The sequence below is a fragment of the Delftia deserti genome (assembly GCF_042653485.1).
GTDB lineage: Bacteria > Pseudomonadota > Gammaproteobacteria > Burkholderiales > Burkholderiaceae_C > Comamonas > Comamonas acidovorans.
This window is the reverse complement of sequence record NZ_JBHSIH010000001.1, coordinates 4,163,864-4,186,840: the sequence shown is the minus strand read 5'-3', so window position 1 is coordinate 4,186,840 and position 22,977 is coordinate 4,163,864. Positions and strand designations below refer to the sequence as shown.

General features: G+C 67.2%; 22 protein-coding genes, 1 tRNA gene and 1 pseudogene. 6 read left to right on the top strand and 18 right to left on the bottom strand.

Translation table 11 applies throughout. The annotated features are described in order from the left end of the window. Positions 1–6: 6 nt before the first annotated feature. Genes ACFPFG_RS20080 through ACFPFG_RS20065 form a run of 4 tightly spaced genes read right to left on the bottom strand, consistent with a single transcriptional unit; the run spans position 7 to position 4,377 of the window. A complete protein-coding gene (locus ACFPFG_RS20080; RefSeq protein WP_183021292.1) occupies positions 7–960 on the bottom strand; it encodes a glycosyltransferase family 32 protein in 954 nt (317 codons plus the stop codon). After that, complete coding sequence (locus tag ACFPFG_RS20075; protein ID WP_380107970.1) at positions 957–1,994, bottom strand: glycosyltransferase family 2 protein; 1,038 nt, start codon at positions 1,992–1,994, stop codon at positions 957–959. The genes ACFPFG_RS20080 and ACFPFG_RS20075 overlap by 4 nt, the downstream gene beginning before the upstream one ends. Continuing rightward, on the bottom strand, positions 1,991–3,112 hold the full coding sequence (locus ACFPFG_RS20070) for a glycosyltransferase (protein ID WP_380107968.1): 1,122 nt from the start codon (positions 3,110–3,112) through the stop codon (positions 1,991–1,993). The genes ACFPFG_RS20075 and ACFPFG_RS20070 overlap by 4 nt, the downstream gene beginning before the upstream one ends. Beyond that, positions 3,109–4,377: an O-antigen ligase family protein gene (locus tag ACFPFG_RS20065; protein WP_183021289.1), complete on the bottom strand. Its 1,269-nt coding sequence runs from the start codon at positions 4,375–4,377 to the stop codon at positions 3,109–3,111. The genes ACFPFG_RS20070 and ACFPFG_RS20065 overlap by 4 nt, the downstream gene beginning before the upstream one ends. A 131-nt stretch (positions 4,378–4,508) precedes the next feature. On the opposite strand from ACFPFG_RS20065, the gene ACFPFG_RS20060 reads away from it, so the two are divergent. Then, entirely contained in the window at positions 4,509–5,381 is an 873-nt protein-coding gene (locus ACFPFG_RS20060) for a glycosyltransferase family 32 protein (protein WP_099735005.1), read from the top strand. A gap of 31 nt (positions 5,382–5,412) precedes the next feature. Here ACFPFG_RS20060 and ACFPFG_RS20055 read toward each other — a convergent pair whose 3' ends face one another. From ACFPFG_RS20055 to radA, 4 genes are all read right to left on the bottom strand, one after another. Further along, entirely contained in the window at positions 5,413–5,622 is a 210-nt protein-coding gene (locus ACFPFG_RS20055; protein ID WP_012202256.1) for a zinc-finger domain-containing protein, read from the bottom strand. A 35-nt stretch (positions 5,623–5,657) separates the two neighbouring features. Further along, entirely contained in the window at positions 5,658–6,596 is a 939-nt protein-coding gene (locus ACFPFG_RS20050) for a branched-chain amino acid transaminase (protein WP_034397818.1), read from the bottom strand. 43 nt (positions 6,597–6,639) lie between these two features. Further along, complete coding sequence (locus ACFPFG_RS20045) at positions 6,640–7,077, bottom strand: glycerate kinase (RefSeq protein WP_183021288.1); 438 nt, start codon at positions 7,075–7,077, stop codon at positions 6,640–6,642. 79 nt (positions 7,078–7,156) lie between these two features. Next, a complete protein-coding gene (gene radA / locus ACFPFG_RS20040; protein WP_043821911.1) occupies positions 7,157–8,542 on the bottom strand; it encodes a DNA repair protein RadA in 1,386 nt (461 codons plus the stop codon). 143 nt (positions 8,543–8,685) lie between these two features. Here radA and ACFPFG_RS20035 point away from each other — a divergent pair. Further along, positions 8,686–8,762 (top strand) — tRNA-Met (locus ACFPFG_RS20035). Positions 8,763–8,830: 68 nt separating this feature from the next. Here ACFPFG_RS20035 and ACFPFG_RS20030 read toward each other — a convergent pair. Further along, positions 8,831–9,643: a siderophore-interacting protein gene (locus ACFPFG_RS20030; protein ID WP_380107966.1), complete on the bottom strand. Its 813-nt coding sequence runs from the start codon at positions 9,641–9,643 to the stop codon at positions 8,831–8,833. A 97-nt stretch (positions 9,644–9,740) separates the two neighbouring features. Between ACFPFG_RS20030 and ACFPFG_RS20025 the strand changes: the two genes are divergently transcribed. Beyond that, complete coding sequence (locus ACFPFG_RS20025) at positions 9,741–10,181, top strand: MarR family winged helix-turn-helix transcriptional regulator (protein ID WP_183021285.1); 441 nt, start codon at positions 9,741–9,743, stop codon at positions 10,179–10,181. On the opposite strand, the gene alr is transcribed toward ACFPFG_RS20025, so the two are convergent. Next, positions 10,182–11,285, bottom strand: coding sequence for an alanine racemase (gene alr / locus ACFPFG_RS20020; RefSeq protein ID WP_380107964.1), 1,104 nt, complete (start codon positions 11,283–11,285; stop codon positions 10,182–10,184). A gap of 134 nt (positions 11,286–11,419) precedes the next feature. On the opposite strand from alr, the gene lplT reads away from it, so the two are divergent. Both lplT and ACFPFG_RS20010 read left to right on the top strand, forming a co-directional pair. Beyond that, positions 11,420–12,721: a lysophospholipid transporter LplT gene (gene lplT / locus ACFPFG_RS20015; protein ID WP_183021283.1), complete on the top strand. Its 1,302-nt coding sequence runs from the start codon at positions 11,420–11,422 to the stop codon at positions 12,719–12,721. Between the two features lie 213 nt (positions 12,722–12,934). Then, entirely contained in the window at positions 12,935–13,834 is a 900-nt protein-coding gene (locus ACFPFG_RS20010; RefSeq protein WP_197954546.1) for a DMT family transporter, read from the top strand. 27 nt (positions 13,835–13,861) lie between these two features. Here the strand turns inward: ACFPFG_RS20010 and ACFPFG_RS20005 are convergent, their stop codons facing one another. The 8 genes from ACFPFG_RS20005 to ACFPFG_RS19970 form a co-directional block, all read right to left on the bottom strand. Then, complete coding sequence (locus ACFPFG_RS20005; protein ID WP_197954545.1) at positions 13,862–14,380, bottom strand: AmiS/UreI family transporter; 519 nt, start codon at positions 14,378–14,380, stop codon at positions 13,862–13,864. Positions 14,381–14,661: 281 nt separating this feature from the next. After that, positions 14,662–15,528 carry a ProQ/FinO family protein gene (locus tag ACFPFG_RS20000; protein ID WP_380107962.1) on the bottom strand — a complete coding sequence of 289 codons (867 nt, stop codon included), beginning with the start codon at positions 15,526–15,528 and terminating at the stop codon, positions 14,662–14,664. An 84-nt stretch (positions 15,529–15,612) separates the two neighbouring features. Further along, positions 15,613–16,863, bottom strand: a complete 1,251-nt coding sequence (glcF, locus tag ACFPFG_RS19995) for a glycolate oxidase subunit GlcF (RefSeq protein WP_312373718.1) — start codon at positions 16,861–16,863, stop codon at positions 15,613–15,615. Between the two features lie 61 nt (positions 16,864–16,924). Further along, a complete protein-coding gene (locus ACFPFG_RS19990) occupies positions 16,925–17,707 on the bottom strand; it encodes a YoaK family protein (protein WP_016448596.1) in 783 nt (260 codons plus the stop codon). A gap of 25 nt (positions 17,708–17,732) precedes the next feature. After that, the gene (gene glcE, locus ACFPFG_RS19985; RefSeq protein WP_380107959.1) at positions 17,733–18,887 is read right to left on the bottom strand and encodes a glycolate oxidase subunit GlcE; all 1,155 of its coding nucleotides are present in this window, start codon (positions 18,885–18,887) and stop codon (positions 17,733–17,735) included. A gap of 193 nt (positions 18,888–19,080) precedes the next feature. Beyond that, positions 19,081–20,454, bottom strand: a complete 1,374-nt coding sequence (gene amt, locus ACFPFG_RS19980) for an ammonium transporter (protein ID WP_197954532.1) — start codon at positions 20,452–20,454, stop codon at positions 19,081–19,083. A 31-nt stretch (positions 20,455–20,485) separates the two neighbouring features. Continuing rightward, complete coding sequence (locus ACFPFG_RS19975; protein WP_012202241.1) at positions 20,486–20,824, bottom strand: P-II family nitrogen regulator; 339 nt, start codon at positions 20,822–20,824, stop codon at positions 20,486–20,488. Positions 20,825–20,847: 23 nt separating this feature from the next. Next, positions 20,848–21,579: a TorF family putative porin gene (locus ACFPFG_RS19970; protein ID WP_013800176.1), complete on the bottom strand. Its 732-nt coding sequence runs from the start codon at positions 21,577–21,579 to the stop codon at positions 20,848–20,850. 473 nt (positions 21,580–22,052) lie between these two features. Here ACFPFG_RS19970 and ACFPFG_RS19965 point away from each other — a divergent pair. Beyond that, a pseudogene (locus tag ACFPFG_RS19965) lies at positions 22,053–22,974 on the top strand (type VI secretion system Vgr family protein); the annotation flags it as partial. Positions 22,975–22,977 lie beyond the last annotated feature (3 nt).

Genomic DNA, 22,977 nt, shown 5'->3' with positions numbered 1-22,977 from the left:
TGCGGCTCAGCCCCGCAGGTAGCGGTCGGCGATGCTGCCGGGCACGTAGAGGCCGCGCTCCAGGTAGAAGTCCAGCTTCTTGCGGTCGGGGGCGCGCAGCTTGATCAGCGGCACGGGCGCCTGTTCGGCGCGCGAGAACATCAGGCGGACCTTGAGCGGGGTGCGGCCCCAGCGGCCAAGTACGTGCAGGAAGAAGGGGCCGTCCTCGGCCTTGGCCAGCCGCAGCCGATAGCTGCCACCGGCGCGCAGCACGCGCTGCATGGCCAGGTGCATGCTCAGGTAGGCGGGCATGTCTATGCCCTGGCGCAGCTGCTCGTACTCGCCGGCCTGCTGGAGCTGGGCGATGTAGGCCTCGCCCGTCTGCGGCAGGACCTGCTCCACATATTCCTTGTGCAGGGCCGCGATGAAGGCGCTGCCCGGGGGCGCGGCCATGAGCCAGTTCTCGACCACGGGCACCTGCGGGTCGCGGGTGTAGCGCTCCAGGTAGTAGGCGACCAGGTCGGCGCCGCTGCGCTGCTGCTGCTCCAGCAGCCAGTCCAGCGGCTCGGTGAGGATGGTGCTGGCGTCCAGCCAGATGCCGCCATGGCGGTGCAGCAGTTCCAGGCGCAGCCAGTCCGAACGCTTGGCCACGGGCAGCTGCTGCAGGTTGCCGGGCAGTTGCGGCACGTATTGCGGCAGCTGCGCGTCGTTGAGGATGCGCAGGCTGTAGCCGGGGTTCAGGCGGGCCCAGTTGTCGAAGCAGCGCTGTATGAGCAGGGGCACCGAGTCGCCATTCCAGTAGGCCCAGATGATGCGGGGAATGGGCGTGGAGACCGGCACGGGCGCTGCAGGCCCGATGTCATGGCTGCGGAAGTCGGGCGCGGGGCCCTGCTCCAGGCGGCGTGCGAAGGTGGCGTAGAAGCGGCGCATGCCGGCCGCCAGCCACAGCTCGCCACGGGTCTTCAGTTTCAGGCCGCTCATGCGTGGGCTCCCGGTGTTCCCAGCTGCTGCGCACGGCGCTCCCAGCTGCGCAGCTTCCATGCGCGCAGCCACCAGCCACGCCGCAGATAGGCCTGGCGCAGGGCCGGCAGGGACAGCGGGGAGATGCGGCCGAAGTCCGCCAGGAACTGCTGCGCCAGCGCCTGCCGCTGAGCTGGCGGCATGCCCTGCTGCCTGTCCAGAAAGCGCAGGGCGCCGATGAGGTTGCGCGCGGCCTGGTGCGCGAAGGCGAAGTGCAGGCGCCCGTCGTTGCGCAGCGCGTCGTCCTGCAGGCCTTGCACGGCCTGCGCCAGGGGCCACAGGGCCGCCGACTGGTCCGCCGCCTTGGCCGGCGTCATGGACGAGAGGATGGAGTCGGCACGCTGCCGGTAGGCCACCCAGGGCTGGGGGCAGTAATAGAAGCTGGCACAGCGCAGCGCCATCTGCGGCATGGTCATCATGTCTTCGAAGTAGCGGCCTGCGGGAAAGCGCAGGCCCGCATCCCACAGGCCGCGCCGCGAGATCTTGGACCAGGCATGCAGCTGGCCCGTGCGCAGCAGGCCCGCCAGCAGGGCGCCCCGGTCCTGCGAGCGCTGCAGCGTGGGGCCCTGGAAGCTGTGCCGGTGCGCCTCGCCACGCAGGCGGTGCTTGAGGCGCGGGGCCTCGCGCCAGACGGAGAAGTCGCAGAGCACGGTATCGGGCGCATGTTGTTCCACGATGGCCGACAGCCCGGCAATGGCGCCGGGCAGCAGCTTGTCGTCGGAGTCCAGAAACCACAGGTAGTCGCCCGTGGCCGCATCGATCATGGTGTTGCGCGCCGCGCTCAGGCCGGCGTTGCGCTCATGCTGCATGAGCTGCAGGCGGCCGGGCCAGCGCTGGTCCAGCTGCTGCATCAGGGCCCAGGAGCCATCGGTGGAGCAGTCGTCCAGCACCAGCACCTGCACGCCGGCATCGGCCTGGTCCATGACGGACTGCAGGCATTCCTCCAGGTAGGGCAGCACGTTGTAGACGGGCACCAGGATGCTGAGCCAGGTCACGGATGCTCCCCCTGCAGCAGGCGGGCGAACAGGTCTTCGTACTGGCCGGTCATGCGCTGCAGGCTGTAGTGCGACAGGGCTTCCTGCCGCGCGGTGGCGGCCATGCGCACGGCGGCCTCGTCATCCTGCAGCGCCTGCTGCAGGGCGTCGGCCAGCGATTCAGGGTCGGCGTGCGCGGCCAGCAGGCCGTTGTCGCCGGGCCGCACCACTTCCTGCACGCCCACCACGCGGCTGCCCACCACCACGCAGCCCGCCGCCATGCCTTCCAGCAGGGACAGGGGCATGCCCTCGTAGTGGGTGGACAGCACGCAGACGCGGTGCGCGCGCAGCAGGCCGGGCACGTCGTTGCACATGCCGATGAATTGCACCTGGTCCTGCAGGCCCAGTTCGGCGCTGAGGCGCTGCGCCGCCTGCTGGGCGCGCGCCTTGCCGCCGCCGGCCAGGGTCAGCGTGGGCTTGAGGCCGCGCTGTCGCAGCACGGCCAGCGCGCGCAGCAAGGTGGCATGGTCCTTTTGCCGCGCAAAGCGCGCGGCCATGACGATGTCCGGCCGGCGCTGCAGCAAGGGGGGTGGCTCCTGCAGATAGGGCTCGGGCCGGATGCCGTTGCTGATGGCCATGAGCTTGGCCGTAGGAAAGCCGCGGTTCTGCAGGCTCTGGCGCACGCCTTCGGAGCAGCCGACGATGGCGGCCGTGCGCTCGGTCAGCCACAGGGCCTGCGCCAGCCGCCAGCGCGTGTAGCGCTCGCGCGAGTTGTGTTCCACATGCACCAGGCAGGGCACGCCGGCCCACAGCGCGGCAAAGCGGCCCCAGAGGTGGTCGCTGAAACCATGGGCGACGACGATGTCCGGCCGGAAGTCCAGGCAGATGCGGCGCAGCTGCCAGACCGTGGCGGCATGGGACCAGCCGGCCACCACATCGACATCGATGCCGCCGTCGCGCAGTTTTTGCACGCGTTCATCGGAGGTATTGCGCTTGCGCCGCAGCACCAGCCGGGCGTCGAAGCGACCCGACGTGCGGTGCGCGGACACCAGGTCCACCGCCACCTGGGTGGCACCCGAGAAGCCGCCCGTCACGAAGTGCAGCACCCGGGGCCGGGCCGTGGTGGCGCGCTCCGTCACCGCACGGCTCCGCTGGCCCTCTCCAGGCCGTGCAGCGATGACCACAGGGCCACCACGAGGAAGACGAAGAAGACGATGCCGCTGTTGTGCACGAAAAACTGCTGTGACATGCCGAACGCCAGGTACATGGCTGGCATCAGGCTGCCCAGGATACGCAGCAGCAGGGCCTCGCGCCAGGGGGTGCTGTCCGCAGGCCACAGCGCCATGCGCCGCCGCGAGGGCCAGAACAGCCACAGCAGCGAGATGAACAGCGCCGCCTGCAGCAGCACGCCCGGCACGCCGAGCTTGACCCAGATGTCCAGGAAGTCGTTGTGGATGAAGTTGTATTCGCGGATGGACTGTCCATAGTCACCGGCGTCCACGCGCCGGTGCATCTCGTTCACATAGCCCTGCATGCCCCAGCCCAGCAGGGGCTTTTCGCCGATCATCTGCACGGCCAGCCGGTACTGCTCCAGCCGGGTGCCCAGCGAGGTGTTGGAGTTGCCGGACTGGAAGTAGGTGCTCACGTCCAGATAAACCTCATCCACGCGCTCGCTGACGCGCGGGATGAAGGCCATCACGGTAGCCAGCGCAACCAGCAATGCGGCGCAGCCCAGCAACAGCCGCCCGAAGTACTGCGGACGGTACATGCGCACCAGCACCATCAGCATGAAGAACATCGGCAACAGCGCCAGCCACCCGCCGCGCGAGCCCGACAACAGCGAAGCCAGCGCCCCCAGCGCGGCGGCCGCCAGCACCAGCAAACGCCAGAACACGGATCGCTGGTGCCAGAAGGACATGGCATAGATGCAGGAGAAGCAGCCCAGCAGCAAGGCCATGTTGCCCCACTGGATGGCATTGGTGTAGCCTGTGGCCCGCTCCATGCCCAGCACGCAGACCTGCCACAGGGCCATGAAGCCCGCCCCCGCGCTGCCCAGCGGGATACCCCACAGGAAGATCCGCGCCGTGGGCGGATAGCACATGGCGAACAGCAGGCTGACCGCGCCCAGGATGAATTTCACGGGCCGGTCGAACTGCCCGGTGCCCCCGTCCAGCACGGACAGGAAGTACCACATCACCGCCATGCCCAGGAACAGCGCGACCAGCAGCCAGGTGCCGGCGGACTGCCGGTACCTGACCCAGCGGGGCAGAAAACACAGGGCGCCCAGGACCATGAGGCCGGCGCCATAGGAATAGCCCGAGCGCAGCCACAAGGCCAGCCCGGGCACCAAAATGGCAGCCAGGGTCGTGAGGAGCCCTGGCAGCTTCGACTTGTCAAATCTCATCAAGACCGCAACTTTCTGCCCCAAAATGCGGGCATTCCGCTTTCCATCCGCTCATGAAAAAAATTCCTGCGGTCTTATTCAGGCTGCTCCATCGCTGGGCGGCGCCTTCCAAAATCGGCGCAGATTACACCATGCCTGCGCCCTTGCAACTGCCGCCATCGCCCCCGGCAGCCGATGGTCTTGCAGCGGAAATCCCGAAGACGATCTGGACGTACTGGAATCACCCGGAGCCCGATGCCTTCGTGCTGTCCTGCATCCAGAGCTGGCGTGTGAACTGCCCCGGATATGCAGTCCATCTGGTACATCCGGGGAACCGGGGTCAGCACGTTCCAGAAGAGGCGCTGCCCGAAAATTTCGCGCGATTATCCCCCACCAAGCAAGCTGACTGGATCCGCTTGTATCTGGTTGCACGCCATGGAGGCTTCTGGCTGGACGCCAGCATTTTGCTGACCCGCTCGCTGGACTGGATGCTGCCTGCCCGAGGCCCGGCCGAGTTCGTTGGCTTTTATCTGGAAGGCTTCACCCAGGACCCTGAATACCCAGTGATTGAAAACTGGCTGTTTGGCGCGCCAGCAGGTTCGTCCTTCGTGACAGCCTGGCAGCAGGAGTTCCACCAAGCGCTGGTCATTGAGGGCACGCAGAAGTACCTGGAACGTGCCCAGGCAGACCCGAGTTGGGAAGCCACTCGACAGGGGATCCCCGACCCAGACTACTTGCTGTGCCATATCGCGGCCCAGCAGGTGCTGCGCCGTCAGACCCATGGCCAACTGGTGCTGTACAAGGCCGAAGACACGGCCTTCATCTACCACCGAGCCCTCCGCTGGAAATGGTATTTGCTCTACCCGCAACTGTGCCTGGTGCCAGCGGCTGCCAGCGTTGCCCCTCTGGTCAAGCTGCGTGGAGGCGAACGCCGCCACTTTGCCGAGATGCAGGCACTGCACGGCGGTGCCGTTCCGGGCAGTCTTTGGGACCAGGCTTTGCAATTGCGGCCGGCAGCATCCTGAAACAAAAAAGGCGGGCCGAGGCCCGCTTTGTTCAATGCCCGCCTGCGAAGACTTCGCCGGCTTTCAGGCGGTACAGCGTGCCGCAGTAGGGGCACTTGGCTTCGCCGGTGTGGGCCACGTCCAGGTAGACCTTGGGATGGCTATTCCACAGCTTCATGTCGGCCTTGGGGCTGGGGCAGAACACGCCGCCCTGGGCGTTGAGGTCCTTGGCCGCCAGTTCGACGGTGGCATTCGTTGTCATGCTTGCTTATCTCTTTCGTGGGTCTCTAGGGATGTTCAGACCCGAGTCAGCCAATGGGCGTACTTGGGGTTGCGGCCGTTGACGATGTCAAAGAAGGCCTGCTGGATCTTCTCGGTGAGGGGGCCGCGGCTGCCCGCGCCGATCTCGATGCGGTCCACCTCGCGGATGGGCGTGACTTCGGCGGCCGTGCCGGTGAAGAAGACTTCATCGGCGATGTACAGCTCGTCGCGCGTGATGCGCTTTTGCACCACTTCCAGGCCCAGGTCCTTGCAGATGTGCATCACGGTGTTGCGCGTGATGCCGTTGAGCGCGCCGGCCGACAGGTCGGGCGTGTAGACCACGCCGTCCTTGATGACGAAGATGTTCTCGCCCGAGCCTTCGGAGACGAAGCCCGAGGCGTCCAGCAGGATGGCCTCGTCATAGCCGTCGTCCAGCGCCTCGGTGTTGGCCAGGATGGAGTTGGTGTAGTTGCTCACCGCCTTGGCCTGGCTCATGGTGATGTTCACATGGTGGCGCGTGAAGCTGGAGATCTTCACGCGGATGCCGCGCTGCATGCCTTCCTCGCCCAGGTAGGCGCCCCAGGCCCAGGCCGCCACCATCAGGTGGATGGTGTTGCCCTTGGGGGAGACGCCCAGCTTGCGGTCGCCGATCCAGGTCAGCGGGCGCAGGTAGCAGGACTCCAGCTGGTTGGCGCGCACGACCTCGACCTGGGCCTGGTTCACCGCTTCCTGGGTGAACGGGATCTGCATGCGCAGGATCTTGGCGCTGTTGAACAGGCGCTTGGTGTGGTCTTCCAGGCGGAAGATGGCCGTGCCCTGTTCGGACTTGTAGGCCCGGACGCCCTCGAATGCGCCACAGCCGTAGTGCAGCGTGTGGGTCAGCACATGGATCTTGGCATCGCGCCAGTCCACCAGCTGGCCATCCATCCAGATCTTGCCGTCACGGTCGGCCATCGAGGGAACAACGGGGCTCATAGGAACATCCTTGGGGTATTGAACAGAACACCAACCCGGCATTTTAGGGCGCAGGCGCTGCCTCGGGGGCCGCAGGTGCCGGCTCGGGCTCAGGCGTGGGGCGCACCAGGCTCCACTTCACGAGCCGGCCATGCATGAACTCGCAGGTCACGTGGGATTGCGTGCCGTCGGTCCAGCGGTAGATCTCGGGGTGCTGGCCTTCTTCGGACAGGCGCTCGCCCAGGGAGCGCGTCATGGCCACCACGTGCATCAGCGAGACCTTGGGCTTGAGCTTGACGTTGAGCATGACGGCGCTGCCCACATAGCCCATGGGCCGGCTGGAGGCCTTTTTCATGATGGACATCAGCCGCGTGAAATGCAGCAGCAGCCACATCATGATGCCGCCGCCCACGGCGACCACACCCATCCAGCCATAGGATTGGTGCGCAGCCACCAGCAGTACGAGCAGGCCCAGGGGAATCAGGATATTGCGCAAATTCATGGCGCCGATTGTCTTATGGAGGCGCCGCAGGGCCGCTGCGGACAGTGCGTATGCCCCCGCAATGCGCTCGGCAAGAGCGTCAGCCCATCCCTCGGACGATATTCATGGCCTCGTCCACGCGTTCGACGGCATGAACGGTCAGACCCGGGATGGCCTTCTTGGGCGCATTGGCCTTGGGTACCACGGCCATGGTGAAGCCCAGCTTGGCGGCTTCCTTCAGGCGCTCCTGGCCGCGCGGCGCGGGGCGCACTTCGCCGGCCAGGCCCACTTCGCCAAAGGCGAGGAATCCCTTGGGCAGGGCGCGGCCACGCAGGCTGGAGGTGATGGACAGCATGACGGCCAGGTCGGCCGCAGGCTCGCTGATGCGCACGCCGCCCACGGCGTTGACGAACACATCCTGGTCCGCGCAGGCCACGCCCGCGTGGCGGCTGAGCACGGCCAGCAGCATGGCCAGCCGGTCGCGGTCCAGGCCCACGGACAGGCGACGCGGCGCGGGGCCGCCCTGGTCGACCAGGGCCTGTATCTCCACCAGCATGGGGCGCGTGCCCTCCAGCGTGACCAGCACGCAGGAGCCGGGCACGGGCTCGCTGTGCTGGGACAGGAAGATGGCGCTGGGGTTGGTCACGCCCTTGAGGCCCTTCTCCGTCATGGCGAAGACGCCGATCTCGTTGACGGCGCCAAAGCGGTTCTTGATGGCGCGCACCAGGCGGAAGTTGCTGTGCGTGTCGCCCTCGAAGTAGAGCACCGTGTCCACCATGTGCTCGAGCACGCGCGGGCCGGCCAGTGCACCCTCCTTGGTCACGTGGCCGACCAGGATCACGGTGATGCCCGTGGTCTTGGCCGCGCGCGTGAGGTGGGCCGCGCATTCGCGCACCTGGGCCACCGAGCCCGGCGCCGAGGACAGCTGGTCCGAGTACACGGTCTGTATGGAGTCGATGACGACCACGGCCGGCTGGGTGGCCTCCATGGTGGCGAGGATCTTCTCCAGCTGGATCTCGGCCAGCACGTTGACCTGGCTGGCCTCCAGCCCCAGGCGGCGCGAGCGCAGCGCGACCTGGGCGCCGCTTTCCTCGCCCGTGACATACAGCGTGGGCAGGCCGACGCGGTGCAGCGCGTCCATGGCCTGCAGCAGCAGGGTGGACTTGCCGATGCCGGGATCGCCACCAATCAGCACCACGCCGCCTTCGACAATGCCGCCGCCCAGCACGCGGTCCAGCTCCTCGATGCCGCTGGGCGTGCGCGCCACGTCCTGGGCCTCGATGGCCGACAGCGGCATCACGGCCTGGACATTGGCCAGGCCCGCATAGCCCTGGGGCTGGCTGAGCCGGTTCTTGCCCGCGCTCGCAGGCTCGGCAACGGCCTCGATCAGCGAGTTCCAGGCCCCGCAGGCCGGGCATTTGCCCAGCCAGCGCGGGCTGGTGCCTCCGCAGGCATTGCAGATGAACGTGGTTTTGTCTTTGGCCATGGGGTGAGCACTATACCGAGCGGTGGCTGCCGCCCTGGCACGCATGTTTCGCGCCTATCGCAGTTGCGTGACGGAAAGATATCGGTTATAGTTCACTTCTTCGCTGCAGAAAATGCAGTGAAAACGAAATTACTGCGGATTACCGCGCGATGGAGCAGTCTGGTAGCTCGTTGGGCTCATAACCCAAAGGTCGGAGGTTCAAATCCTTCTCGCGCAACCACCACGAAAAAAAGCCCACTTCGGTGGGCTTTTTTTCGTCTGTGCTATCCGTTCTTTTCTCAAGGCAGGTCAGCTGGGATCGTTCAGGTCTTCATGGTGGTCGGCCGTGCCCTGCTTCCAGTAGGAAGCCACGCGCATGCGCTTGGGCGATGCGCCCTTGGCCAGCAGCAGGCGACGCAGCTCGGCCATGGCGCTGTGCTCGCCCGCCGCCCAGATATAGCCGTCGTCCTGGGGCAGCTCCAGCGCCTGCACGGCATCGGCCAGCGATTCGACCCAGTCGCAGTCCAGCCGGGCCGTGCTGCTCCACTGGCGGCGGTCGGCCGGGTTGCGCAGCTGCACGCGCACCACGGCACGGCTGCCGGCGGGCAGCTCGGCCAGGCGCCGCTCGATGGCGGGCATGGCGGTCTCGTCGCCGAACAGCCAATGCCATGGCAGGTTGGCCGAGATCACCAGGCTGCCGCGCGGCCCGGCCAGGCCCACCCACTGGCCCAGCGGTGCGGTCAGCGCCCATTCGGTGGCGGGGCCGGCATCGTGCAGCGCGAAATCCATGATGAGGTTCTGGCGCGCGGCGTCGTAGCGCAGCGGCGTGTAGTCGCGCAAGGTGGGGCGCTCGTCCTCCACGAAGGTCGGGCGGCCATCGAGCAGCACGGGAAGCGCGGGCAGTTCGCGCCCGGCCTGCGGCAGGATGAGCTTGACATGGTCATCGAAGCCGGCGCTCACGAAGTCCTCCAGATCGGGGCCGCCCAGGGTCAGGCGGACAAAGCCGGGGCTGGGCTGCTCGCGCGAGAGCAATTGCACATGGCGGGCGCGGAAGGGATGGCGGACACGCTGGACGACGGGGGCAGGTGTCAAGGCAGAGGTGGCTGGATTGGGCAAGTTCATTGGCGAAACGGCCTGTGACGGCCTAGAATGTTGATTTAGTCCACCAATTCTCTGCAATCCGTTGACTTTGTCAACGTATTTCCACACGACCCCAGCCATGAATGCCTCCCTGCCCGCCGATATCTTCGAGGCCATGCACGAGCTGCTGCACCTGTTCCGCTCGCGCATGCGCGAGGACATGGAGTCCATGGAGCCCGGGCTGACGCCCAACGAGGTGCGCGTGCTGATGTACGTGGGCCGGCACCCGGGCCGCACGCAAAGGGATCTGGTCGACCACAGCCACATGGACAAGGCCCAGCTTGCGCGCATGCTGGCGCAGCTGCAGGAGCAGGGATGGCTGGACCGCGAACCGGACGCCCGCGACCGCCGCGTGCGCTGCCTGAGCCTCAGCCCCCAGGGTCAGGCCCTGTTCGACCGGCTGCGCCAATCGCGCCAGGCGCTGGCGGCGCGGTTGCTCAAGGATTGGGAGCCCGCCGCGCAACGGCAGTTGATGGCGCTGCTGGAGCGGGCCAGGGACAGCGTGGAAGCCGCGCCCTGATCAATCGACGGTCTTGTTCACGCGCGGCGCGACGGCGCACATGAGTTCATAGCCCAGCGTGCCTGCGGCCTCGGCCACCTCGTCGATGGGCAGCACGGCGCCGTTGCCGGCGCGGCCCCACAGCGTGACCTCGCTGCCCATGCCGGCATCGGGCACGGGTGTCAGGTCCACGGCCAGCATGTCCATGCTCACGCGGCCCAGGGTGCGGGTGCGCACGCCGTTCACCAGCACGGGCGTGCCCGTGCCGCAGTGGCGTGGATAGCCGTCGGCATAGCCGCAGGCCACGGTGCCCAGGCGCAGGGGGCCGTCGGCCGTGAAGCGCGATCCATAGCCCACGCTCTGCCCCTCGGCCAGCTGCTGCACGCCGATGATGCGCGAGCTCAGCGTCTGCGTGGGCTGCAGGCCCCAGTGGGCCGCCGTGTGCTGCGGATAGTCGGGCGAGCTGCCGTACAGCACGATGCCGGGCCGCACCCAGTCGCAGCGCACCTGGGCATCGACGCCCTGGCGCAGCGTGGCGGCACTGTTGCCCACGCTGCGTTCGCCGGGCAGGTCGCGCGTGGCGTCGTGAAACCGCTGCAGTTGCGCGGAGATTCCCGTCTGACCAGCGCCTGCGTCGGCATCGCTGAAATGGGTCATGAACGAGATTTCCTCCACCTGGGGCAAGGCGTTCAGCCGGGCCCAGGCCGCGCGAAAACGCTCGGGCGTGAAGCCCAGGCGGTTCATGCCGGAGTTCATCTTGAGGAAGACGCGGTGGCCGTTCTGCGTCTTGTGCGCGGCCAGCCAGTCGATCTGGGCGTCGCAATGCACGGCGTGCCAGATGGACAGGCGCGAGCACAGCTCCAGGTCGCGCGGCTCGAACACGCCCTCCAGCAGCAGGATGGGGCCGCGCCAGCCCAGCTGGCGCACGCGCTCGGCCTCGGCCAGGTCCAGCATGGCGAAGCCGTCGGCGCCGCGCAGGGCCTCGAACACGTTTCCGATACCGTGGCCATAGGCGTTGGCTTTGACCACGGCCCACAATTTGGCATCGGGGACCGCCTGCCGCACCCGCTCCAGGTTGTGGCGAAGCGCGGCGGAATGGATGGTGGCAAGAATGGGACGCGGCATGGTTTTCACTCAGTCAGAAGCTTGGGATTCTGGCACTGCCGGCCGAAGGCCGCGTGATATAACCGCCAGTCACTTGCCACGGGGTCCTTATTTAACCGGTCAGCAGCCCTGCAGCTGGCCCCATCTGCCTATCCATGAAGCGCGGTTTCTACACCATCATGTCAGCGCAGTTCTTCAGCTCGCTGGCAGACAACGCCCTGTTCGTGACCGCCGTGGAACTGCTGCGCACCAATGGCGCCCCCGAGTGGCAGCGCGCCGCCCTGGTGCCCATGTTTGCGCTGTTCTACGTGATCCTGGCCCCCTTCGTCGGCGCCTTTGCCGACGCCCTGCCCAAGGGGCGGGTGATGTTCATCAGCAATGCGATCAAGATCGTGGGCTGCCTGATGATGCTGTTCGGCAACCACCCGCTGCTGGCCTACGCCGTGGTGGGCCTGGGCGCTGCCGCGTACTCGCCGGCCAAGTACGGCATCCTCACCGAGTTGCTGCCCGCCTCCCAGCTGGTCAAGGCCAATGGCTGGATCGAGGGGCTGACCATCACCTCCATCATCCTGGGCGTGCTCGTGGGCGGGCAGTTGCTGAGCCCGGGCATCTCGGCCCATCTGCTGGACTTTGACCTGCCCCTGCTGGACACGGGCGTGGACACGGCCGCCGAAGCGGCGATCGCCGTGCTGGTCGGCGTCTATGCACTGGCCGCCTGGTTCAACCTGCGCATTCCGCTGACCGACACCGTCCTGCGCCCGCTGCGCCAGGACCCCAGCAAGAGCCTGCTGGCCAATACCCTGGCCCTGCTGCCCGACTTCTGGACCTGCAGCCAGCGGCTGTGGGGGGACAAGCTGGGCCAGATCTCGCTGTCCACGACCACGCTGTTCTGGGGCGTATCGGGCAACCTGCGCTACATCGTGCTGGCCTGGGGCGCAGCGGCCCTGGGCTACGGCACCTCCCAGGCATCGGCCCTGGTGGGCGTGGTGGCCATCGGCACGGCGGCGGGGGCCATCCTCGCGTCCATGCGCATGCGGCTGGACAACGCCACGCGCGTGATTCCGCTGGGCATCACCATGGGCCTGCTGGTGATCGCCATGATCTTCATCAAGAGCGTGTGGGTGGCCATTCCCTTCCTGATCCTGCTGGGCGGACTGGGCGGCTTCCTGGTCGTGCCCATGAATGCGCTGCTGCAGCACCGCGGCCACAACCTCATGGGCGCGGGCCGCTCGATTGCCGTGCAGAACTTCAACGAGCAGGCCTGTATCCTGGCGCTGGGCGCCTTCTATGCGCTGTCCACCAAGTTCGGGCTGTCGGCTTTCGGCGCCATCACGGTGTTCGGTCTGGTGGTGGCCGGCATCATGTGGCTGATCGGCCGCTGGCACGTCAGCAATGTGCGCAACCATCCCGAGGAAGTCGAGCGCCTGCTGGCGATTGCTCGCAAGGATTGTCATTGAGACTGCCCCCTGAGGCGTTTCGCGCCTTCCCCCAGGGGGGGCGACACCCTCGCGGCGGGGCGGCGCGGCCGGCTCGGGCCCTGGCTCGGTGTCTCTCGCTTTGGGCCGTGCCAGTTTCATAGGGCGCTATCGATTGATAGGCCTGGTCCAAATGGTCTTCTCGTATTGTGTTCGGTGCGGGCTTTGCCTGGCCGGGCGCTTTTTCGTGGTTTTATGCATAGCCCCCTGCCCGTTCTCGCCCTGCTGTTCAACACCCTGGTCTGGGGCCTGGCCTGGTGGCCGTTCCGCGCCATGCACGATGCCGGCCTGCATCCGCTGTGGGCCACGGCGCTGATGTATGCCCTGGTGCTGGCAGGGCTGGTGGCGCTGCGCCCGGCCAGCCTGCGCCAGGCGCTGCAGTACCCGGCGCTGATCCTGCTGGGCGCCTGCGCGGGCAGCAACAACATCGCCTTCAACTGGGCCGTGACCATCGGCGATGTAGTGCGCGTGGTGCTGCTGTTCTATCTGATGCCGGCGTGGTCCGTGCTGCTGGCCTGGAAGATCCTGGGCGAGCGGCCCACGCCGGCCGCGCTGACGCGGCTGCTGCTGGCCTTTGGCGGGGTGGCGCTGGTGCTGGTGCCCGAGGGCACATTCAGCGGCGGCTCGCCCGGGCTGCTGCACGGTCTGTCGCTGGCCGATGGCCTGGCACTGTTTGGCGGCTTCACCTTTGCACTGACCAATGTGCTGCTGCGCCGCCTGCAGGCCGTGCCGGCGCAGGCGCGCATGCTGGCCATGTTCAGCGGCTGCATGGCCATGGGGCTGGCCAGCGCCTTCGCGGGCAGCAGCGTGGGGCTGGTGCCACCCATGCCTGCGCCGCAGGCCGGCTGGATGCTGATTGCCGTCGGACTGGCCGTGCTGCTGATGCTGGGCAACTGGGCGCTGCAGTTCGGCGCCGCGCGCCTGCCCGCCGGCGTGACCGCCGTGGTCATGCTGGCCGAGGTGGTGTTCGCCAGCGTCTCCTCGGTGTTGATTGCAGGCGAGGTGCTGACGCCGCGCACGCTGCTGGGCGGCGCCTGCATCATCGCGGCAGCGCTGCTGTCTGCACTGGCGCATGCACGGCGGCGTGGGGCTTGACGCCCTTCCCGTACTCACGCTGCGCAATCAGCCCGTGAGCTGCCCCGCCAGCAGCAGATAGCCCGGCAGCCAGCCCGTGAGCACGCCCTGCACAATGCACAGCGCGCCCGTCACGCGGCCGATGTTGCGGCCCAGGGCCAGCAGCACGAAGAACATGGCCCACAGCACGGCCCAGGCCGCCCAGTTGGCCGCCATCCACCAGTCGATGGCGGTGCGCGCGCCCAGCAGGGTGTCGATGGCCACGGGCACGGCCGTGATGGCCACGAACAGGCTGAACCAGCCCAGGCCCCGGCCATCGGCGCCCGTGAAGCGGTTGATGGCCACCCACAGGTAGGTGAAGGCGAACAGCAGGGTCAGCGCGCCGGTCTTGACCGAAGCCGCATCGGGCTCGGGCCCGAAGGCGGAGGCCAGGCCGATGATCAGCGAGACCAGGCCCGCGAACACGTTGATGACCCAGATCTCCCGGTCGGCAATGCGACCCAGCATCCACAGGCCGTTCAGGCACAGCACGGCGCCCACGTAGAACAACGACAAACCCAGCCACATCGCAAGTCTCCTTTTGCTTTTTGCTTTGAAGTGCCTTGCGCGCCGTGTTCATTTCCCGGAACGAGCGCGCACGGCAAGGCGCCGCCGCCCCGTGGCCGGGTGCGGCGGCGTCCGTGAAACAGTTCATCCCCGGGCCCGCCCCTGGTGGGCATCTGCGTGCTGGCGGAAGGGTCCGCTGCAGAGATGCCGCCTGTGATCCAGGGCAGGTGCACCGGCGCGGCCCTTGCCGGGCACGCGGCGGTGGAGTGTGCCGGCAGGCGGTGCTGCCGGTCTTTGGTGCCTCAGGCCGCCTGCGTCTGCAGGCGGCGGCGGGCGCGTTCCAGCTGCTGCGCCACCTGGCGCGGGTTCATGCCGTACATGTCGGCAAAGCCGGCTTCGGTGGTCTGGCCGCTGGCCTCGAAGGCGCGCAGCAGCGCCTCGTCGCGTGCGGTGCGCGCATCGGCCTCGGCCAGTGCCTCGGCCACCAGGGTGTTGGTGGCCTCGTCACGGCCTTGCACGCGCGCCGCGTAGTCGTCGCGCGACAGGCCCGATGCCTCGTAGGCCGCGATGATGCGGTTGCGCAGCTTGGGCGCCAGGTCTTCGGGCGAGCGGTGCTGCCGGCGACGGAAGACTTCGATCAGCGCATGGTGCACATGCTCGGGCGCCATGGCCTCGACCGACTGGCCCTGCAGGTCATGCCGGGCCTGGCCGCTGGCCACCACGGTGAGGTAGCGGCTCGAGCGCGTGTGCTGGGACAGGGCCAGCTTGAGCTGGTCGCGGTCAATGGCTTCAGGATGGGCGGCCAGCAGGTCTTCGAAGATGCCGCGCTTGAGCGGCAGCGGCTGCTCGCCGAACAGGTTCGGATGCCATTCGGCCAGTTGCGCCAGCAGCGGGTGCTGGGTGCGCCCGGGCCTGGAAGCGTTTGCCTCTGCGCTGGCGGCCGTGCCGGATGCGGCGTCGGCGGCAGGCCCGGTGGCCTTGCCCTTGTTGCGGCCACGTCCGCCACGGCGCGAGCGCTTGCGGCCCTGGCCATCGGCGCTGGCTGCAGCCTGCGGCTCGGTGCCGGCAGCGGCGTCCGCCGGCAGCGCGGCGCTCTGTTCTTGCGGTTCAGACACGGATTCAGTCATGGCGGAGCACGTGGGCTTGGAGAAAACGAAACCCCGCATCATGCCAGCATTGCAAAGGCTTGCGCGGGCATAGGCCCCACGGCGTCGCGCTGGAGGCACAGATGCGCAGTTGGCATGCGGGCGGACTCAGGCCAGCAGGGCCTCGTCCAGCACCTCGATCCAGTGGCGCACGGGCAGGTCCGTGCCGTTTTGCAGGTGGACGATGCAGCCCATGTTGGCCGAGAGGATGGCTGCGGGCCGCCGGGCATCGAAGCCTTCGGTCAGCGCACCGATCTTGCGGTCGCGCAACTGGTGCGAGAGTTCGGGCTGCAGCACCGAGTAGGTTCCCGCCGAGCCGCAGCACAGGTGCGACTCGGTGCGCGCCACGCGCAGCTCGAAGCCCAGCCTGGCCAGATGGGTTTCCACGCCGCCGCGCAGCTTTTGCCCGTGCTGCAGCGTGCAGGGCGGGTGGTAGGCCATGGGTGCGGCCGGCGCGCGCACCCTGCCCTGCAGGCGCTCGGCCAGCTCGGGCAGAAGCTCAGGCAGCAGCTCGCTCAGGTCGCGCGTGAGGGCGCTGATGCGGGCAGCCTTGTCCGCGTACTGCGCATCGTCCTTGAGCAGATGGCCGTATTCCTTGACGGTGACGCCGCAGCCCGAGGCATTCATGACAATGGCCTCCACCGCGCCGCTGTCCACCTGCGGCCACCAGGCGTCGATATTGGCGCGCATCTGCGCCTTGCCGCCTTCCTGGTCGTTGAGGTGGAATTTCACGGCGCCACAGCAACCGGCCTTGGGCGCGACCACGGTCTGTATGCCGGCCGCATCCAGCACGCGCGCGGTGGCGAAGTTGATGCGCGGCATCATGGCCGGCTGCACGCAACCGGCCAGCAGCAGCACCTTGCGCGCATGCTCGCGCACGGGCCAGGCGCCCGCATCCTGGGGCTGGGGCACTTTCTCGGCCAGGACTTCGGGCAGCAGGCCGCGCACGGCCTGCCCCAGCTTCAGGGCCGGGGCGAACAGCGGCGAGTCCAGCCCCTCCTTGAGCGCCCAGCGCTTGGCGCGCTCGCCGAAGGGGCGCGGCACCTGTTCCTCGACGATCTTGCGGCCTATGTCCACCAGGTGGCCGTACTGCACGCCGCTGGGGCAGGTGCTTTCGCAGTTGCGGCAGGTCAGGCAGCGGTCCAGGTGCTGCTGGGTGGCGCGCGTGGGCGTCTCGCCCTCCAGCACCTGCTTGATCAGGTAGATGCGGCCACGCGGCCCGTCCAGTTCATCGCCCAGCAATTGGTAGGTCGGGCAGGTGGCCGTGCAAAAGCCGCAGTGCACGCACTTGCGCAGAATGGCTTCGGCCTCCTGGCCCTCGGGCGTGGCGCGGTACTGGGGTGCGAGTTGGGTCTGCATGGTGGGGCTCTTGTTGTATGGGTATCGAGAAACGGTCAGGCACGGCAGCCGGACACGGCGGTCATGCGCGAGGCGCGGCTCGCCGGCCCAGCAGCAGCGGCAGCCGCGCACGGTCGGCCCACAGCGGCGGCAAGGACAGCAGGCACAACACCACGGCCAGCGGCACGACGAACACAAAGCCCAGGTGCCGGAAACCCAGCGCACCCGCAATGCCGCCCAGCAGGAACATGGACAGCAGCCCTGCGAACAACCGCAGCCGCACATGGTTGGCGTGGACGCGATGCTCGGGCGGGCTGCCATGGCGGTTCCAGTAGAGGGCTCGGCCCAGCTCCATGCCCAGGTCGGTGATCACGCCCGTCATGTGCGTGGTGCGGATCTGCGAGGACGACATCTTGGTCACGGTGGCGTTCTGCAATCCCATGATGAAGGACAGCAGCAGCACGGCCAGCGGCACGGCAAACGGCGTGGGCCAGGCCAGCATGGCCGCGCCCAGCAGGCCGAAGAGCAGCATCAGCGCGGCTTCCAGCAGCAGCGGCAGCGCATAGCTGCTGCGCAGCCGGTGGTGGCGCGCCCAGTTGACCAGCAGCGATGTCGCGGCCGCGCCGCACAGAAAGGCCAGCAGCGCGCCGCAGGCACTGAGCACCAGCGCCGTATTGCCCAGCACGAGGTTGTCGGCCAGCAGCGAGACAAATCCCGTCATGTGCGAGGTATAGGAGTGCACCAGCAAAAAGCCGCCCGCATTCACCGCCCCCGCGTTGAAGGCCAGCAGCAGGCCCAGCGTGCGGTTGCTGGCCACCGTGCGGTGCCGGTCCGTGAGCAGGTGCAGGTGGTGGCGCATGCGCATGGGCGGAGCCAGGCGTTGGCCCGGCCTACCAGGCGGCGGCCAGCCGGCCGCGGTTGAAGATGCCCGCAGGATCGAAGGCCTGCTTGAGCCGCGCATGCAGCGCGGCCGTGGCATCGGCCGCCTGGGCCTCGAAATCGGGCTCGGCGCCGGGCTGGCCTGCGGCCTCGGAGCGGAACACGGTGGCTGATCCGCCCGCTGCTTTTGCCAGCGCGCGCAGCGCATGGCCCAGCGCACGCGGCGCCTGTACCCAGCGCAGTGCGCCGTGCCATTCGATCAGCGGCCCCGTGCAGCCGTCTGGCAGCGCCAGGGCCGGAGCCGTCTGCGGCACGGACAGGCGCCACAGCGCATGGCCCGGTGCGCGTGCGGTGAACCAGGGCAGCTGCTGCTCGCGGCAGGCCTGCCAGTCGGCAGCAGCATGCACATGGTCCATGCGCTGCACACGCTCGCCACCCAGGCGCTCGCAGGCCGCCTGCACGGCGGCACGCGCACCGCGCAGGCGCAGGTACAGCACGCCCTGGGCTGCGCCCTCTTCCTGCAGCCAGCAACTGGCATTGAGCGGCAGCGGCTGCCCGCCCCAGGCATTGAGCCAGTCCAGCGCCTGCTGCTGGCTGCACGCGAAGCGCAGCGTGGCCTCGGCTGGCGCCACGGGCAGCACCTTGAGGCTGATTTCGGTGATCAGGCCCAGCGTGCCCCAGGAGCCCGCCATCAGCCGCGAGACGTCGTAACCCGCCACGTTCTTCATGACCTGCCCGCCGTAGCGCAGCAGCTCGCCCTGGCCGTTGATCATCTCCAGCCCCAGCACGAAGTCGCGCACGGCCCCCACGCTGGCGCGCGCCGGCCCGGACAGGCCGCAGGCCACCATGCCGCCCACGGTGGCATTGCGGCTGTCTCCATCGAAATGCGGAGGCTCGAAGGCCAGGCACTGGCCCTGTGCTGCGAGCAGGGCCTCGACCTCGGCCAGCGGCGTGCCGGCACGCACGGTCACGACCAGCTCGCTGGGCTCATAGCTGACCACGCCGGCCAGCGCCCGCGTGTCCAGCAGTTCGCCCTGCAGGGCCAGGCCGTGAAAATCCTTGGTGCCGCCGCCGCGTATGCGCAGCGGCGTGGCGTCGGCCGCCGCGGTGCGCACGCGCTCGGCGATCTGGATGAGTTGGCTTTGGGCTGAATCCATGGCCTGCATGGTAGCGGCTGGACCCTTTTTCGCCTCGGTGCACACCCGTGAATTTTTTGAACGCTGCGCTTGAAGTTCTGCGGGCGGTGCAAAACAGCAGGGACGAAAAGGCAAAGGCGCCATCTCTGCAGCGGCTCCAAAGCAAAAAAGGCCCCGGTGCAAGCACCGAGGCCAATCCGCAATGGAAATCCCTGGACACCGGTCAGCGGTAGTACGCCACCTCGCCGTGCGTGGTGATGTCCAGGCCCTGGCGTTCGGACTCTTCGCTGACGCGCAGGCCGACGACCAGGTCGCAGATCTTGTAGGAGATGCCAGCCACCACGCCGGACCAGACGATGGTCAGCAGCACGCTCTTGACCTGGACCCACACTTGATGGCCCATGTTGAAGTCTGCGGGCTCGATGCCGCCCAGGCTGGAGGCGCAGAACACGCCGGTCAGGATGGCACCCAGGATGCCGCCTACGCCGTGCACGCCGAACACGTCGCAGACGTCATCGACCTTGAGCAGCTTCTTGAGGCCGGACACACCCCACAGGCAGACGGGACCGGCGATCAGGCCCATGACGATGGCACCCATGGGGCCGACGAAGCCGGCCGCCGGGGTGATGACCACCAGGCCGCCCACGGCACCCGAGGCGGCACCCAGCATCGAGGCCTTGCCCTTGTGCAGGGCTTCGGCGGCCAGCCAGGAGATGGTGGCGGCGCCCGTGGCGACGATGGTGTTGATGAAGGCCAGGCCGGCAATGCCGTTGGCGGCACCTGCCGAGCCGGCATTGAAGCCGAACCAGCCCACCCACAGCAGCGAGGCACCGACCATGGTCAGCGTCAGGCTGTGCGGGGGCAGTGCTTCGCGGCCGAAGCCGATGCGCTTGCCCAGCATGTAGGAGCCCACCAGGCCGGCGATACCGGCGTTGATGTGCACCACGGTGCCGCCGGCGAAGTCCAGCGCGCCGTCCTTGCCCAGCAGGCCGCCACCCCAGACCATGTGGGCCATGGGGATGTAGCTGAAGGTGAACCACAGCACCGAGAACAGGATCACGGCCGAGAACTTGATGCGCTCGGCGAAGGCGCCGACGATCAGGGCCACGGTGATGGCGGCGAACGTGGACTGGAAGGCCACGAACACGTACTCGGGAATGGTCGGCAGCGCGCCGGACAGCGTGTCGGGAGCAATGCCCTTGAGGAAGATCTTGCCGAAGCCGCCGAAGAAGTTGCCTTCGCCCGCAAAGGTCAGCGAGTAGCCGTACACGGCCCACAGCAGCGTGATCAGCGAGAAGATCACGAACACCTGGCAGAGCACGGACAGCATGTTCTTCGTGCGCACCAGGCCGCCGTAGAACAGTGCCAGGCCCGGGATCACCATCAGGATCACCAGCATGGTCGAGGTCAGCATCCAGGCCGTGTCACCGGCGCTGAGTGCGGGGGCCGGTGCCTCGGCTGCGGCCGCGGCGGCGGGAGCTGCTGCAGCGGCCGCATCGGCAACGGCTGCAGCGGCGGCGGGCTCCTGTGCCAGGGCAGCGGCGCCTGCGGCCAGCAGGCCCAGCCCCAGGCCCATGGAAAGAAGTCGTTTGGTCATGGCAGTCTTTCGGGAAACGAGGGGTTGAAACTCACAGTGCGCTGTCGCCGGTCTCGCCGGTACGGATGCGGACGGCCTGCTCGATGGGCAGCACGAAGATCTTGCCGTCACCGATCTTGCCGGTGCGCGCAGCGGCCTCGATGGCATCGATCACCTGGTCCACCAGCGCGTCGGGCACGGCGGCCTCCAGGCGCAGCTTGGGCAGGAAATCGACCACGTATTCCGCGCCGCGATACAGCTCGGTATGGCCCTTTTGTCGGCCGAAGCCCTTGACTTCGGTCACGGTGATGCCCTGCACGCCGATGTCGGAGAGCGCCTCGCGCACCTCGTCGAGCTTGAAGGGCTTGATGATGGCGGTCACCAGTTTCATGATGCTTTGCTCCTCAGGTCCGGTTACAGGGTCTTGGTCAGCGTCACGATCAGGCGCGCCTTGTTGACGTCGCCAAAGTACGACTTCTTGTTAGCACCCGTCACGGCCGCGCCCAGCGACACGCCGTCGCCGAAATCGTAGGCGCCGCCCACGCTGTAGTCCATGTAGTTGGGCACGCCCAGGCCCTTGATGTCGCTGGCAAAGCGGGTGAAGCCCAGCGATGCCTTGACCGTCACCTTGGGCATCACTTCCTGGGTGAAGCCCAGCCACAGGTAGCCGGTGTTGCGACCCGACAGTCCCGAGCCGGCCTTCTCGCCGGCCCAGCCGAAGTAGTCCTTGGACACGGTGTGCGAGTACTTGGCCGTGAACGGTCCATAGGTGGCCGCGCCATACAGCTCGGTGGTGTTGCCGCTGGAATTGCCCGAGTACAGGTACTGCAGCGCGCCGAAGTCCAGGTCCACCTCGCCGGCCTTGAACTTGTAGCCGCCGTAGAAATCGGTTTCCAGCGAATTGCGGGGGAGCCAGTCCACGCTGGAGTTCCAGTTGCCGATGTACCAGCCGCTGTCGCCGAAGGTGTAGTCGAAACCGCCTTGCAGGGCAGGCTTGACAGCCTTGTTGCGTCCCGTGTCCTGGTCCTGTCCGCGGAACTTGTAGTTCGTCGTCAGGGACACATTGGCTGTGAGCTGGGCGTGGGCCCAGAGCGGAGCGATGGCGACACAGGCGATGGCGAGCGACTTGAGGCTGGCACGGGACATGGGATCCTCCGGTTTGAAAAATTTCGTGACAACCGGGTTAAGCACGGACCGTGCCAGTCTTTTGATGCCGGGGCGTGCGCCTTTCCGGCTCCCCAATGCGGCGCTGCAACACACAGCGATGCACCGGCTTTGTGCAAAAAATGTGCACCGATGCGGCGATAGCGGGCACTCACATGGCGCATCATCAAAAATGCACCAATATAGTGCATGTCACATTGCAATCCTGCTTGCTCTGCCCTAAGAGGCCCGGCATTGCTAGAACGCACTGTAAGCAGGGACTCTCAAAACGCCTGCATCGGGGTATTCCGATATCGATGATTTTCCAAATAAACACCACCTTGCATCCCAGATAAGGCAATTGCTTACATATCCAGGATATTTCCGACCCCTCATTTGATTGCCCTATGGCCATCGGCTTGTCTATGATCCCCGCTCACCAAGAGCAGGGAGGCCGCCCCAGGGCGGCGCGCACTATGACACGCAGAGTCACCATACACACGCCATTGGGCGAGCAGCTGCATTTCCGTGAATTGCGCGGCCAGGAAAACATCAGCCAGCTCTTCAGCCTCGATGTGGAAATGCTCAGCGAAAGCGAAAGCATCGATCCCAAGGCCCTATTGGGAAAAAAACGCCACCATAGAAATAGAAACCCAGGGCGGTGGCAGGCGCTACATCGACGGCATCGTCACCCGCTTCGGCATGCAGGGCCAGGACCATCGCCACTACGCCTACAAGGCCCGCCTGAGCCCCTGGCTGTGGCTGGCCACGCGCAGGAGCGACTTTCGCATCTTCCAGAACCAGACCGTGCCCGACATCATCGAGCAGGTATTGGGCGTCTATGGCCATCCCCTGCAAAAGAAACTCACGCGTGCGTATCGCAGCTGGGATTACTGCGTGCAATACAACGAAAGCGATTGCGACTTTGTCTCGCGATTGATGGAGCACGAAGGCATCTACTATTTCTTCGAGCACGCATCGGGCCAGCACACCCTGGTGCTGTGCGACGACATCATTGCTTCGCACAGCGCATTGCCCGGTGGCGAATCCATTCCCTTCTATCCCCCGGAAAAATCCGCCGCAGGCGATCAGGAAAACATCCACGCCTGGCAGCTGGAGCAGGAAATCAAATCGGGCCGCCATTACAGCGACGACTACGACTTCAAGAAACCCCGGGCCGACCTCACCCACCTGCGGCGCGACCCACCGGGCCACGCCCATGATGGCCACGAAATCTACGAATGGCCGGGCGGCTACACCCAGCTGAGCGACGGCGAGGACTACATCCGCGTGCGCCTGAAGGAAAGCCTCACGGGCCAAAGCCGGGTGCGGGGCCAGTCCTGCCACCGGGCGCTGGCCACGGGCTACACATTCAGCCTCTACAACTACCCGCGCGGGCGA